Raw genomic sequence first — 15,360 nt, 5'->3', positions numbered from 1 at the left:
ATGCAAGTCATTAAAATCAATCCAAAAGACAATGTTGTGACTTGCATTATCGAGGAAGGCTTAGCGGAGAATAGTCAGATTCCGGAATTTCATTTATCCACACAATCGAATATTCCCTTCGGCCACAAGATAGCTTTAGAGGATATTCCACAAAACAATCCGATTATTCGGTATGGAACCACGATCGGTTTTGCAAAAGAAGATATTGCAAAGGGAGGGTTGGTTGATTTCCATAATGTATCAACTACCACCTCCTCAAAGTTAGATGATTTGCTCGATATTCCTTTTGCTATCCAAGACTCCGGTTATCAAATTCCTGACTTGAGCGATAGAACGTTCATGGGTTATGCGAATTCCGATGGAACCGTCGGCACGAAAAACATCCTAGCAATCCATACGACGGTTCAGTGTGTCGCTGGAGTTGTGAATCGTGCCGTAGATTATCTCCGTCACAATGTTCTAGCAAATTATCCTGAGGTTGAGGATGTCGTGGCCATAAATCACAGCTATGGCTGTGGTGTCGCCATTAATTCTGACTCTTCCTACGTTCCCCAGGCGATTATCACCAATATTGCCAAGAACCCTAATCTTGTCGAAGAGTCTATTGCTATTGGATTGGGATGTGAGAAATTCACCATGACCAGGGCTTTTGAACACATCCCTCTTGAGAACCAAATTATCCTCCAAGAGGAAGAAGGTTTCGAGGCGATGATGGAGAGAATTATCTCTTTGGCTGAGAAAAAGCTTGACATCCTGAATAAGCGTCAAAGACAGGCCTGCCCCTTGGATCAGCTTCGTCTTGGCGTACAGTGCGGGGGAAGCGACTCCTTCTCCGGGATTTCTGCCAATAATGTCATCGGCTATGCGATTGATGCTTTTGCTAAGGCCGGAGCCAAGGTCGGATTCTCTGAAATCACTGAAGTGAGGGATGGATCTCAAAAACTGATCGAAAGAATGAGGGACCCTGCTTTACGAATGAAGTTTGTTGATATCGTCAGCTGGTATGATCATTATCTCGAATCTGATCATGTAGATCGTTCGGCTAACCCCACCCCGGGCAATCTGGAAGGTGGTTTGATCAATATTGTGGACAAGGCCATGGGCTCCATCAACAAGTCAGGATTTTCTGAAATTAAGGATGTTGTTGCTTTTGATGAAATTATCCATACTCCTGGCGTCAATTTCATTGCCACCTCGGCCTCAGACTTCGTTTGTGGAACGAGTCAATTAGCTGCCGGTGTCACACTCCAGGTCTTTTCAACGGGACGCGGAACTCCCTACAATTTAAGGGAGTACCCCGTGATCAAGCTGTCCACGAATCAGAAGCTGGGCCATCATTGGAAAGACTTAATTGATCTGGACTGTGGTGACTTGCTGATAGGCTCTCGCAGTTTGGAGGAGTTGGGCACAGATCTTATTGATTTAATCATCGATGTAGCGAGCGGAAAAACAAATACAAAGGCGGATCATTATCAATTATTCAACGATTTGGTCGTCTTTAACCCGGCTCCGATTACGTGATTGTAGAAAGGAATACTCATGGATTTAGACCTCTTAAAAGGCGTCATTGTTCCGATTATAACTGTCATTGATGAGGACGAAAACCTTGATGAACAAGGAATGCGGGATCAAGTTGATTATGTTATTGAAGGTGGAGTCGACGGAATCCTAGCATTCGGATCGAATGGAGAGTTTTACCAGGCGGACGAAGACTTCATGGAGGAGACCCTGCAAGTTATTATTGACCAAACAAGGGGTCGTGTCCCTGTCTACTTCGGCATTGGTGCTATTAACACCAAAAAAGGTGTTCGCTTAGCTAAGATGGCAGAGTCTCATGGTGTTGCCGGCGTATCAATTCTTCAACCGATGTTCATTACACCAACGGAAGATGAACTCTACCATCATTTTGCAACTATCGCCAATGCTATCCCTGAAACACCGGTTTTGCTTTACAACAATCCTGGGCGCACAGGTTATAAGATGACTCTGAACCTGGTGGACAAATTAGCTCATGGGGTTAAAAACATTGTTGGTATGAAAGATACGTCTGGCGATATTACCTTCACAGAAGAATGCATCCGCCGGACTAGAGATATCAACTTCCGTGTTTTTGGCGGAAAAGATACGTTACTCTACGCTTCTCTATGTGTAGGGGCTGTAGGCGGTGTGTGTACGGCTGGCAACTTCATGCCAGGCCTGATCGGCGCTGTTTATAAGGAATTTGTGGCAGGAAATTTGGAAGCCTCATTAGAAGCTCAATTTAAATTAAATCCAGTAAGATTGGCCATGGATTTGACAACCTTCCCTGTAGCTGCTAAGGATATGTGCCTCCTCCAGGGGCGGGAAGTTGGTAAGCCATTCTTGCCGACAAGATTGACTGCCGATGAAAAGACTTTAGATATTTTTAGAAAGGTTATGAAAGAAGCGGATTTGCTGTAAGTTGATTTTTTCTCATTTAAACAGAAAGGAAAGCTTTATGAAAATTGGATTAATTGGATTAGGGATCATGGGGCTACCCATGGGGAAGAACCTGTTGAAGGCAGGTCATGAACTCTATGTCAATGATAGAAATCAAGATCGGGTTAAGGAGATTGTCGCGGAAGGAGCTATTTCCGCTAGTCATGAAATGCTAGGCGATGAATGTGAGCTTATTTTAACTATGCTCCCCAACTCTCCCCATGTAAAATCCGTTATGTTAGGTGAGGATGGTTTAGTGAATTACATGAAAAAAGGACAAGTTTTCATTGATATGTCATCCATCAATCCCATTGCTTCTCAGGAGATTGCAGCCGAATTAGAGAAAAAGGGCATTGAAATGCTGGACGCACCGGTTTCTGGTGGAGAACCTAAGGCAATCGACGGGAGCCTATCCTTTATGGTTGGCGGTAAAAAGGAAATCTTTGAAAAATATAAGGATATTTTGGCTATCATGGGCGGATCCGTTGTTCTATGTGGAGATGTTGGTGCCGGGAACACAACAAAGCTGGTTAATCAGCTTATCGTAGCAGCAAACATCCAAGCTTTAGCTGAAGGTCTAACCTTGGCATCTAAATCAAATGTAGATCCTGAGGTTGTCTTCCAGGCTATCCGTGGCGGATTGGCCGGATCCACTGTAATGGAAGCAAAGTCCATGATGATGATCGAAGGTAATGATAAGCCTGGATTTAAAGTTGACCTCCATATCAAGGATTTAAATAATGTTCTTGAGGCAGCTCACTCTGTAGGTGCCTATGTCCCGATGGCGGCTCAATCTCAGGAAATTTTCCAATGGCTCCACAACCATGAAAAGGGCAACGCAGATCACTCAGCCATGGCTCAATTTTATGAGAGTGTCACCGATATTAAGATAGGCCGTAAATAACCAATATGCCCCAGGCTGTCTTAAGTCAAACTTAAGACAGCCTTTTTACTTCAAGGAGGAAGACAGTGATACCTAGAATTACAAAGATGGAAGTTTTTCCCGTTGCCGGCCTAGACAGTATGGAATTAAATCTCTCCGGAGCGCACTATCCTTACTTTACAAGAAATATTGTTATCTTGACAGATGATCAGGGCAATGAGGGCATTGGAGAAGTTCCTGGTGGAGAAAAAATAACAAAAACCTTGAATAAGGTGAGTAGCTATGTCATTGGAACTTCTATTGGAGAGTACAAAAACACGCTGAATGCGATTCGGACCTGGAATCAGGAGAATATTAAAGATGATGTCCGTGGCAAACAAACCTTCGACCTCCGCGTAGGTGTTCATGTTGTTACTGCCATTGAATCCTGCCTTCTTGACCTTCTAGGTCAATTTTTAAATGTGCCTGTGGCTAGCCTCTTAGGCGATGGGCTTCAGAGAAAAGATGTCCGTTTCCTGGGCTACCTTTTCTATGTTGGTGATAGAAAGAACACGAATCTCCCTTACTGCGTAGAGGAAGATTGCGATGTCGATTGGTATCGCTTGAGAAATGAAGAAGCATTAACCCCAGAAAAGATTACGGAGCATGCCATTGCTATTCACAATAAATATGGTTTTGAAGATTTTAAGCTGAAGGGAGGGGTCTTCAGCCCTGAAGAGGAAGCGGAAGCTGTAATTTCTATCAAGAAAGCTTTCCCTAATGCGCGTGTCACTTTAGATCCAAATGGTTGCTGGTCTTTAGAAGAGGCCTTACGAATTGCACCAAAATTAAAGGATGTATTAGCTTATTTAGAGGATCCCTGCGGTGCTGAAAATGGTTTTTCCGGACGTGAAATTATGTCAGAATTCAAGCAAGCCTCAGGTATGAGAACGGCCACCAATATGATCGATACCGATTGGCGTCAAATGCGCCATTGCCTAGAGCTCAAAGCCGTCGATATTCCTTTAGCGGACCCCCATTTCTGGACCATGGAGGGATCTGTGCGCGTTGGTCAGATTTGCAACGAATTCGGTCTCATGTGGGGCTGCCATTCGAACAACCACTTTGATATTTCCTTGGCCATGATGGCTCAATGTGCCGCTGCTGTTCCCGGTAGACTCAATGGAATCGACACCCATTGGATTTGGCAAGAGGGAAGAGAACGGTTAACTACTGCTCCTATGCAAATTGTTGATGGGTGTATTAAGGGAATTGATCAGACTGTCGGACTGGGAGTAAAAATCGATCGCGATCAACTTATGAAAGCACATCAGCTGTATGTTGATAATAATCTTGGACAACGCAATGATGCGATCGGAATGCAGTTTTTAATTCCTGATTGGAAGTTCGATAATAAAAAGCCTTGTTTAGTTAGATAAGTTATATTCTAGAAATGAGATAACGAATGGATTTGAAGCTAAAAAAAGATGCTGACTATATTATCGATACTTCCATTAAGGCAGTACTTCCCGATGAAGCGGTTCGACGGGCATTAATTGATTTTAAGATGCCCAAAGGCAAGCTCTATCTGGTGTCTGTTGGCAAGGCAGGATGGAAGATGGCAGAAACAGCGATTGATATTTTGGGTAGCGAGTCGATATATAAAGGGATCGTTATTACAAAGTACGACCATTGCGTTTATCCCTTAGAAGGTGTTGAGCTTTGTGAAGCCGGCCATCCCATCCCTGATGAGAATGGTTATAAAGCTACCCGCGCGGTTCTTCAAGAAGTCAAGCAGTTGGGCGCTGATGATTTAGTTCTCTTTCTTCTATCCGGTGGGGGGTCTGCTTTATTTGAAGACCCCCTTATCCCACCGGATGACCTTCAGGATATTACCAAACAACTCTTGGCAAAGGGGGCAGATATCGTAGAAATCAATACGATAAGAAAGAGACTTTCCGGTGTCAAGGGTGGGAAATTTGCAAAATCTTGTGCTCCAGCCAGAATCTACTCAATCGTCCTATCAGATATTATAGGGGATCCTTTAGATATGATCGCATCAGGTCCTGCCTGTGTGGATACTTCTACTTGTCAGGATGCCTTGAATATTATTAATCGTTATGAAATAGAAATGTCGGATGAAGCGCTTCAGTTGATGAAGATAGAAACGCCAAAAGAGATAAGCAATGTCGTGACAAAAATTACCGGTTCGGTTACAGATCTAACAGAAGCCTGTAAAAAAGCCTGTATTGAGTTGGGTTACGAACCATTTATTTTAACGGATCAGTTGGATTGTGAAGCGGCAGAAGCAGGGCGCTTTCTCTCGGCCATTTTGAGAACCCATGCCAAGGAGGATAGGAATCTCGCTTTTATAGCAGGGGGGGAAACAGTAGTTCGCTTGAAAGGTAATGGACTGGGGGGGAGAAACCAGGAACTGGCTCTTGCTGCTTGTCCGGAGATCGCTGGTCTGAAGGGTGGCGCTATTTTTTCTGTCGGTTCCGATGGGACGGATGGGCCTACCGACGCAGCAGGTGGATACGTGGACTATGAGAGTAAGAAAGAAATGGATGAAGCGGGACTCAATATCTATGCTTATCTGGAAAATAATGATTCCTATCATATTTTAGAAAAAATAGGAGGATTGATTGTTACCGGTCCTACAGGAACTAACGTCAACGATGTTGCCGTTGCCCTGTTAAAGAATAGTTGACCTTGAAAGAGAGTTTCATTTGGAAAATTTCAGTTTTACCATGGGGGTCGTATTCCCGCTTATTTTTTACATGTTAGTGGGATATGCCTGTAAATTAAGGGGCCTAATTAATAAGGATCTAGCACTCAAGATCAATAGCTTAGTTTTTTCCTTGTTCATGCCCATGAGCCTTTTCTTAAGTTCTAGTCGATCTTTTGAAATAAGAAGGGAGTTAGTAGGCGTTATCGCCTTCACCGTGTCTGGCATGCTTCTTGTATTCTTCATCTCCTGGTTCTTTTATAGCAGATGGGTCACAGAGGATAAATATCTTGGCTCCCTAATTCAATCCAGCTATCGGACGAATTTAGGTTTATTTGGTTCGGCCCTCACATATGCTCTCCTTCAAGGTAAGGGAACGGGAATAATAGAGGTTTTGGTTGCGGTGTATATTCCTCTTGCCAATGTGCTCTCTATTTTCATCTTGCAGTACTATGGATCAACAAAGACATCAATGAAGGATACCCTGGTACATGTCCTAAAGAATCCTCTGATCGATGCTGTATTATTAGGGCTGGTATTCTCGCTTCTAAATATTAAAATCCCAGACCTCCTCTATGGACCCATGAAGTCAATTGCGAATATTGGGACACCTCTGGCTTTGATTTCATTGGGGGCCATCTTTTCCTTTGAAGCCACAAAGAAGATTTTTAAGGTCCTTGTAGTTTCAACGATCGGTCGTCTGGTCATTGTTCCTCTCTGTATGCTATCCCTTGCAGTTCTCATCGGTTACCGAGGAGAAACTCTGGTTGCTCTTTTAGCGGTCTTTGCTTCGCCTGTAGCAGTTGTTACTTATTCCATGTCATCCTCCATGGGACAAGATGAGGAATTGGCTGGACAGATCCTGATTTTTACTTCGATCTTCTGTGCATTCAGCTTGTTTTTCTTCATTTATATTTTAAAAAGTTTTCAATTGATATAGCTTAATGGATCTAATGCAGAAGCCATCCAAGCAAGTGAGGCTACAAACTACAATGGTGAACACTAATCCGAGTTTATAGGATTGTTTTCATTTCAATCTCACCATCATTTCCACTAAATAATTGCGTTGTGGAATGTTAGTGAGAAAACCCTCCAAAAGAAAGGACCTGACCCTAGGGCCGGGTCCTTTCTTTCAAATTTACTGGTCAAGGTCATGCAAATTCTAAGTGGTAAGGGTGTGCTTAATGGAGTAAAAGAGAATAATTCTTCAAACTCTAATTCGATGGGTTTATCCATATTGGTGATGCCGACGGTGCCTCCTGCATAGGTGATGGTTGCTCCAAGTTTGACGCTTTTTGCCCGATGTCGAGGTCTAGCTCTTCCAGAACGAGGTAATCGTCATCGGTTTCTATTCCTTCCTGGAATCCTTTTAGAATAAGAGACACAAAGGGGCAGCGGTGTCTTTACCTTTATTCGTCCAGTTATAGACAAATTTGAGGAACGGTTTATTGTCCGTATCTTTAACAATGCTGAAAGATATGGTGGTATCGAAAGATATGAAAGAAATAGTCTTGCTAAGTTCTAAAGAATTTTCATCCCCCTTTCGATTTTTACTGTTAAAACATATGTTACACGTTTTACACAATGTGGCATATACATTGAATATAGCAAATAACAGAATCATTGGCTACTTTGAAACAGTGTTAATAACGACAAAAAGCAGAATGAGAAGCTACAGATTATGTTAATTGTACCAGCACTCGAGAAATGGGTAACCATCTTTCTTAACAAATCTAATTAAGAGACTAATTAAAAACTATGGCGATGCTGCTAATGGTTGAATATCAATAGAAGATAGTAATGGTATAAACGCTTATCTTCAACTATTAGCTGTGAGCTCGAAAGAGGGAGGTTTATTCCGCTTGATGTGAAGATGCGAGAACACACCTCCTATTCAGTGCATGTGCCACAAGACCCAATCAATTTCATTGCGATAGATAAAGGACATGCCATAAAGTCTAGTTTAAACGAGGCCTTTAATGATATTGTCGAATATTGCATTATCTAGAAAAAATATCAACCTGTTACAGAGATTAAGAAAATAAAAGACTTTTCTTTGTGATTAAAGTTTACACAAAGACTCCTACAATTCTTTTAGCAAAAAATATTTCTTCCTTCTAAACAAACGAAATTTTTTCGCATAATTGAAGGAGAACAAAACGAGAATATTGTCGTGTTATACGAATTGCATCGAAGAAAAATGTTGAAGGAAAGATGTATGTGCATTTATCTCAACGGGAGCTTGAAAAGATGAGCCTCGTTGTTTGAATTTTCGTCCCCTATGGGGGATGAAAGGATTGTGAAGATTTGTTATGATCTATTACTTTATAAGTTCTAATTCACAATATCATATATTTAATATGAATTTGCTTGACGATTAAAATAATAAGAGGTATATTTTAATTAGTCGACAAATTACAATATAGTATACAAATTAAATGCTGCTTAAAGTAGTTGTGTTCTAATAGAGGCTATAAGGAGGAAAAGGGATGGCAAGAAAAGTGTTGTTAGCTCAGGACGTAGATCCATCAGGAAAACGATTGTTAGAAGACAATGGGTTTGAATGGATTTTAGCTCCGAAAGAAGATGAAAAAACAATTATTGATCTTATTGCGGATTGCGAAGCTGTTTTTTCAAAGACATATTTCCTTAATGAAAACATTCTTAAGGCAGGTAAAAAATTAAAAGTAGTAGCCAAACATGGGGCGGGAATTGATAATGTAGTTGATTTAAAAACTGCAACAAAACTAGGAATATATGTTGTTAGGACACCACTTGCAAATGCAGATTCTGTTGCAGAGCATACAGTTGGTGGGATGTTGGCTTTTAATCAGAAAATTATACAGATGCATAATGCTACTAAAGTCGCTGATTTTGCTCAGCAAGAATGCGGCGATATGCACGAAATTAAGGAAAAAACTATTGGAATTATAGGTCTTGGAAATATCGGAAGTCGAGTTGCTAAAATTTGTGCCCTGGGTTTTGATATGAAAGTTATTGGATATGACCCATATGTGAATATTAAGAATATCCCGGATTATATTGATCAAGTCAGTGATATAAACAGAGTATATGAAGAGTCTGATTATATAACTCTACATTTGGCAGCAACACCAGAGACGATTGATATGGTTTCGGAAAAACAATTTGATTTGATGAAGAAATCAGCTATCTTTATTAATCAGGCTCGTGGTAATTTAGTTGTTGAGGACGATCTAATCAAGGCCCTTAAAAAAAGAAAATAAAAGGTGCAATACTTGATGTCTTTAGAGATGAGCCAGTTAAACGTGATAATCCCTTATTATCACTAGATAATGTTTTATTATCTCCTCATTCTGCAGCATTGACTGATGAAGCAAAGGAAAAGATGAGTTATGGTGGCGCAATGGGAATCATCGAGGTACTTACGGGGAAAAAGCCTACATGGTGCTGTAACTATGAAGAAGTAAAAGCAATTAATAGTAGGGGGGAGTAAAATGAAAAAAGTGCTGAAGTGGTTAGATCAATATTTTGAGCTAGTCATAATGGGAATTGCACTAACTACAATAATTGTCTCCGTTACATTAGATATAGTTTTAAGGAATCTAACAGGCTCAGGTTTGGCATTTGCACAGGAATTATCTCAGAAATGCGAAATAGTATTAGCAGCAATGGGGATTTCCTATGGTGTTGTTACAGGAAAACATATGAAAGTCGATATACTACAAACATTTTTTCCTAAAACAAAAAAGCCTTTAGAAGTTGTTGGAGATATAGTCATCTTTCTTTTTTGTGGGTTTATGGCTGTGTTTGCTATTAATAAGTTGGAGGGAACCTTAGCTTCTGGTGCTACCACCGCAATTTTAGAGATTCCCACATTTTACATATATTTAACGATGGAAATTGGTTTAATTTTGGCTTGTATTAGAATAGTAGAAAAATATATAAAGAACTTTTTATTTAGGGAAGGAGAAATACAGTGATTTATGTTGGTTTATCATTAGCCGTGTTCTTCCTCCTACTCATTTTGGGAGTGCCCATTGTATTCTCTGTTGGAGTTTCCGTTATTACTATTTGGCTTCAGAATCCACAGATTGTTACTAACCCAACTTATACATTTCAAGCGATGACTACTTCACTTGATTCCTTTGTGCTCGTAGCAGTACCGCTATTCATTTTTTCCGGGCAGATTATGGCAAAAGGTGGTATTGCTGATAAGTTGTTTGGATTTTTCTCATATTTTACAGGAAAGTCCAGATCTGGTTTGCCCATTACTGTAATTATAACTTGCCTATTTTATGGCGCAATTTCAGGATCAGGTCCAGCTACTGCTGCAGCTGTAGGGGCTATGGCTATTCCAGTATTGACTAATTTGGGATATGATTTAACCTTCTCTGCGTCTTTGATTGCAGTGGCAGGAGGATTGGGAGTGATTATTCCTCCTAGTATTCCGATGATCATGTATGGCACAGCAACAGGAGCCTCTGTGGGGTCATTATTTATTGCTGGTATTTTGCCTGGTTTTCTTATCGCTGCTTGTATGATAATTTATTCAATATATTATTGCCGAAAAAATCCACCAGATATGAAGAAGTTAGAGGAACAACAACAAAATCTTCACTCAATAGGATTTTTATCAAATCTTAAACAAAGCTTTTTGGCACTATTGTCACCTGTTATCATACTAGGTGGAATTTATAGTGGTATATTTACTCCAACGGAAGCCGCATGTATTTCAGTTGTATATGCATTGCTTGTCAGTTTGCTTGCGTATCGAACTTTAAAGATTAGTGACATTCCCCATCTCATGAAAGAATCATTAGATTCAATTGCCCCTGTTCTTATCATTATTGGAGTAAGTTCCGTTTTTGGGAGAGCCCTATCCTTACTAAATGTGACTTCTGATATTTCAAGCTTTATTATAAATAATTTCCCCGGGAAAGTTGCAATTTTATTATTTATAAATTTCTTGCTTTTAATTATTGGTTGTGTCATGGATACGACACCGGCAATTCTAATTTTTGCCCCAATTTTTTGGCCAATATGTGAAAGTCTGGGAATGGACATAGTACATTTTGGGATAATTATGGTTGTGAACTTAGCAGTTGGCTTTGTGACTCCTCCTGTGGGCATTAATCTATTTGTGACTTCCTCCATAACTGACGTGCCTGTTATGAAGTTAGCAAAAAAAGCTACACCATTTATCATTTCGTTCATAATTGCACTATTGATGATTACTTTTATTCCTGCAATTAGTCTTTCATTGTAGCGGTGAAGGAATAACACATATTCAGTTATTCCAACTTAAATTAAGGAGGTTAAAATGAAAAAAAATTCTTTGCGTAGGATGCTGGCTTCGTTACTTTGCGCTTTATTGGTGGTTTCCTTAGTTGGTTGCGGGGGAAAAGATACACCCTCTACTAGTAGTAATGTAGAAGGCAAAAACAATAAAGTTACATTTATTGCAGCCCATGGAAGTACAGAAAAATCAACTTTAGGTCAATTTTTTCAGTCAATTAAGGATTATCTAGACCAGAACTCAAATAGCTTAGAGATGCAAATTCATCCAGCGGCGGAATTGGGAAACGATGGAGAACTAGCAGAAAGCATTGTAGAAGGAAGTATTCAGCTAACTTCTGGAGCGGCAGCAAATTATATACAAGTTGTCCCAGATTTTGCAGTCTTTGATTTGCCATTTGCTTTTGATAGCTATGAACAGATGCGAAAAGTATGCTCTGATAATACATTTTATGAGTCGCTAGATAAAGTGGTAGAAAAGAAAGGATTGAAATTAGGTTGTATAAGAGGTGAAGGATTTAGAACTTTATTTACGAAAGATCGCCCTATAAAAGAACCTAGCGATATTAAAGGGTTAAGATTACGAATTATGGACAACAAGTACCATATGGGGTTATGGAAAGACTTAGGTGCAGATACCACTACAGTTGCTTTTAGTGAACTTTATACAGCCTTACAGCAAGGAGTTGTTCAAGCACAAGAGAATACAGTCACGGCGACTCTTACAAACTTTAATTTATATGAAGTAACAAATTCTGCTACTTCAGTAAAACATGAAGCAACAATACATCCTTTTTTAATAAACCTGGAATGGTTTAATAATCTAACGGAAGAGCAACAAATTGATCTGATAGAAGCTTGTAAATATGCTCAAGAGAATGAACCAAATAGAGGAAAAGAAGATGAAGAGAATCTTAAGAAGCTTGAATCGGAAAATGACTATTCCATTTATAGCTTTACAGATGAACAAGTGGAGGAGTGTCGAAAGGCAACGAATGGAGTGAGAGAGGATATTCAGAAAACTGTTTCTCCAGAACTCTACGATGCTTATATCAAGGCTATTGAAAATAACAAGTAGACTGTAATTCTAGTTCCATCTTGTTACTTATTTCGCATTCTAGTGTTAAACTAAATCATAACAGGGCAAAAATGCCCTGTTATGAGGAGGTTTATTATGTTAAAGACTCAAATTAAGAGACAAGCTAGAGTAGCAAATCTTCTTACTAGTCTATATAACGAGATCCTATTAAGTGAATATGAAGATGGAGCTGAGATAACGGAAGCATATATAGCAAATAAGCATGGTGTATCTAGAAGTACTGTCAGGACCGCCTTATCAGAATTAATTGACAATGGTTTAGTGATTGTTAAGCCAAATGGCAGAAAGTATATCAAAGGGATTACTTCAAAATATATTGAGGATCTATGTCAGACGAGGAGTCTTCTGGAATGTGAAGCCGCACGAATTATTTTAGAACGAGAAAATAATGATTTTTCAATATTATTATCAATCGTAGGCAATTTTTATTCGGATCTACAAGAAGTGAATTATGAAAAACGAAGAAAAAAAATAGCCTATACTAATGAAGCTTTTCATGACCAGCTTTTTCTCATGACTGATAATCGACCTTTGATCCAGTGCCGTCAATCTATCGAGCCCATTCTATCCTCAATTATTTATCTTAACGCCTCTTTGGATTCTAGTTTCAATGAGCAGGGATATTACGACTCCCATAAGCAAATAGTGGAGCTATTAATGGATAAGGATCCTAATTGTATTGACTATATTAGGTATCATGTTCGTGAGGCTACTTTTAAAGACATATTGAAAGTCATAGATAGGCATACGAAGGCAATTAAAAAGGAGTAAAGTTGGAAATATGAAATATATTGGCATAGATCTAGGGAGCAGCTATATTAAGGCTGTTTTAATTGATATAGGTAACAATACAGTTGTAGGTATTTCGAACATGAAAGCGCCTTCTAATGAAAAGGGGTTAGATACTTATAAATATGAGATTCAGGCCTCTGAAATTGTTAACATTGTTAAAAATTTGATAGATAAATATACCAAATCATATGATGATATTGAAGGGATTATTTTATCTACCCAGATGCACGGTTTTATATATTCAACCCCAAATAAAGAAGATATGTATATCTCTTGGCAGGATATGAGATCTTTAACCAATAAAAAAGGTGCCGATGAGAATTATATTAGTTTTCTATCAAAAAAAATAACACAGGAATCAATGCTTCAGCAAGGGGTTTATATCAAACCATCATTAGGAATTTGTAACCTATATGCAATGCTAGAGGAAGAGCAGGACACACCCAGAGATGGTACCTTTTATACATTAGGATCCTATGTGATTAATGCTCTTACAGGACAAAATGTTGCACACATACAAAACGCAGCTCCTTCTGGGATTGCTAATATTGTAAGAGTAGAAAAAGCAAATAACCTTTTAGCCGCATTGAATTTGAACGACATAACTTATCCAAGGATTACAAATAAAGATTATGAGGCTTGTGGCATCTATAAGTCTAACGGACTAGACCTTAAAGTGTTTCCTGACTATGGAGATATGCAGATATCAATTCTGGGCTGCGATATAGGTCCAGGGGATGTAGTTATTAATACAGCAACTGCTGCACAGGTTATTAGATATTCAGATATTTTTTTACCAAGTAACGATTATGAAATTCGCCCATTTTTTGATGGAAGCTATCTTTATACGATTTCTAATATGCCAGCTGGCAGAAATCTAGATGTACTGGTCAACTTTTTTAAAGAAATTGTTTATGAATTAACAGGAAATAAGGTTGACTCTCAGCAAATCTGGAAATATTTTCACAAGGGGACAGAGTATAGTAATGATGAATTGGTGGTTGATATTAATTTTTATAAAAACCCATATAGTTTAAATGGAGGTTCAATTAGAAATATCACACATAATAATCTTCGTATGAGTATTATTTTTAATGCAGCAATAAAAAACATGGCTGAGACTTACTGGAGATTCATCAAAAAACTAGGTGCAGAGCCGAGTGAGATAGATCAGATTATTTGTGCAGGAGGTGTTAACTGGAGGACTCCTGAGCTCTGTGATGCCATTGGTAAAGTATCCAATAAGCCTTGGAGATTATCATCAATGGAAAATGAGTCAATAGCAGGGTTGTTTAGACTAGCCCTAGTTTGTAGTGGACGTTTTAAAAATATGCATGAATGTATGGAAATGCCAATTAGCATTAAATAGGAGGTGATACAATGGGAAATTTATCGCTAAATAATATTGTGCTTGGTACTATGATATCAGAGTTTAGCGAACCAAATTTAATTAGAATTTTTTCAAAGGGAGGCTATAATTTCGTGATTATTGATGGTGAACATGGCCCCTTTTCCTCAGATCAATTGTCAACAATGATATCATTAGGTAAATGCATTAACTTTCCTATTATTGTTCGAGCACCAGGTTTAGATAGAGGGTTTTTAACAAGAACATTAGATATGGGTGCATCTGGTTTTTTAATGCCTATGGTTAATACTGCGGAACAGGCCGCAAAAATTGTACAATACGTAAAATACAAACCTATAGGAAGCAGGGGCCTTTCTTTAACTCGATCTCACACTGACTATTGTCCACCAGATTTAAAGAGTTATATGAAGGAAGCAAATAATAAAACTTTACTTCTGGCTCAAATTGAGACAATGGAGGCTGTCAAGAATGCAGAGCAGATTGCATCAGTACCAGGAATAGATGCTTTAGTAATTGGACCTTCTGACTTGTCTTCTGATTTAGGTGATCCAGGAAATTTGTCAAATCCCAAGCTTCTCTCTTGTGTTAAACAAGTCGCTAATATAGCGCGGAAACATAACATTGTTTCTGGAACGGTATCCGGGAATATGGAATATCTACATAAATGTCATGATGAAGGTATGAATTTTTTCTGTGTAGGAAGTGAATTAAGTATGTTAATTAAATCTGCAAAGAATAATGTCAAGACCTTCTATAACGAATTTAGCTAGGTGGAA

At 39.0% G+C, this 15,360-nt stretch carries 12 protein-coding genes and 1 pseudogene; all 13 read left to right on the top strand.

All coding sequences use genetic code 11. The features are described 5' to 3' along the window. Window positions 1–1,521, top strand: coding sequence for a UxaA family hydrolase (locus tag HGKM_RS00845; RefSeq protein WP_019133414.1), 1,521 nt, complete (start codon window positions 1–3; stop codon window positions 1,519–1,521). 18 nt (window positions 1,522–1,539) lie between these two features. Further along, entirely contained in the window at window positions 1,540–2,439 is a 900-nt protein-coding gene (locus tag HGKM_RS00840; protein WP_019133413.1) for a dihydrodipicolinate synthase family protein, read from the top strand. Between the two features lie 37 nt (window positions 2,440–2,476). Continuing rightward, window positions 2,477–3,361, top strand: a complete 885-nt coding sequence (garR, locus tag HGKM_RS00835) for a 2-hydroxy-3-oxopropionate reductase (protein ID WP_019133412.1) — start codon at window positions 2,477–2,479, stop codon at window positions 3,359–3,361. An 86-nt stretch (window positions 3,362–3,447) separates the two neighbouring features. Then, entirely contained in the window at window positions 3,448–4,758 is a 1,311-nt protein-coding gene (locus tag HGKM_RS00830) for an enolase C-terminal domain-like protein (protein WP_019133411.1), read from the top strand. A 26-nt stretch (window positions 4,759–4,784) separates the two neighbouring features. Next, window positions 4,785–6,029, top strand: a complete 1,245-nt coding sequence (locus HGKM_RS00825; protein ID WP_019133410.1) for a glycerate kinase type-2 family protein — start codon at window positions 4,785–4,787, stop codon at window positions 6,027–6,029. A gap of 19 nt (window positions 6,030–6,048) precedes the next feature. Continuing rightward, a complete protein-coding gene (locus tag HGKM_RS00820) occupies window positions 6,049–6,987 on the top strand; it encodes an AEC family transporter (RefSeq protein WP_019133409.1) in 939 nt (312 codons plus the stop codon). A gap of 1,549 nt (window positions 6,988–8,536) precedes the next feature. Further along, a pseudogene (locus tag HGKM_RS00815) lies at window positions 8,537–9,522 on the top strand (NAD(P)-dependent oxidoreductase). A 1-nt stretch (window position 9,523) separates the two neighbouring features. Continuing rightward, window positions 9,524–10,009: a TRAP transporter small permease gene (locus HGKM_RS00810; protein ID WP_019133407.1), complete on the top strand. Its 486-nt coding sequence runs from the start codon at window positions 9,524–9,526 to the stop codon at window positions 10,007–10,009. Beyond that, window positions 10,009–11,295: a TRAP transporter large permease gene (locus tag HGKM_RS00805; protein WP_034579167.1), complete on the top strand. Its 1,287-nt coding sequence runs from the start codon at window positions 10,009–10,011 to the stop codon at window positions 11,293–11,295. Before HGKM_RS00810 ends, HGKM_RS00805 begins: the two co-directional genes overlap by 1 nt. A 54-nt stretch (window positions 11,296–11,349) precedes the next feature. Continuing rightward, window positions 11,350–12,402, top strand: a complete 1,053-nt coding sequence (locus HGKM_RS00800) for a TRAP transporter substrate-binding protein (protein ID WP_019133405.1) — start codon at window positions 11,350–11,352, stop codon at window positions 12,400–12,402. A 96-nt stretch (window positions 12,403–12,498) separates the two neighbouring features. Further along, window positions 12,499–13,194, top strand: coding sequence for a GntR family transcriptional regulator (locus tag HGKM_RS00795; RefSeq protein WP_019133404.1), 696 nt, complete (start codon window positions 12,499–12,501; stop codon window positions 13,192–13,194). Between the two features lie 10 nt (window positions 13,195–13,204). Next, complete coding sequence (locus HGKM_RS00790) at window positions 13,205–14,584, top strand: sedoheptulokinase (RefSeq protein WP_019133403.1); 1,380 nt, start codon at window positions 13,205–13,207, stop codon at window positions 14,582–14,584. Between the two features lie 11 nt (window positions 14,585–14,595). Further along, window positions 14,596–15,354 carry an HpcH/HpaI aldolase family protein gene (locus HGKM_RS00785; protein WP_019133402.1) on the top strand — a complete coding sequence of 253 codons (759 nt, stop codon included), beginning with the start codon at window positions 14,596–14,598 and terminating at the stop codon, window positions 15,352–15,354. Window positions 15,355–15,360 lie beyond the last annotated feature (6 nt).

The organism is Kallipyga massiliensis ph2 (genome assembly GCF_000311985.1).
Taxonomy (GTDB): Bacteria; Bacillota; Clostridia; order Tissierellales; family Peptoniphilaceae; genus Kallipyga; species Kallipyga massiliensis.
The sequence above is the reverse complement of the archived record's forward strand: the minus strand, read 5'-3'. Positions and strand labels throughout refer to the sequence as shown.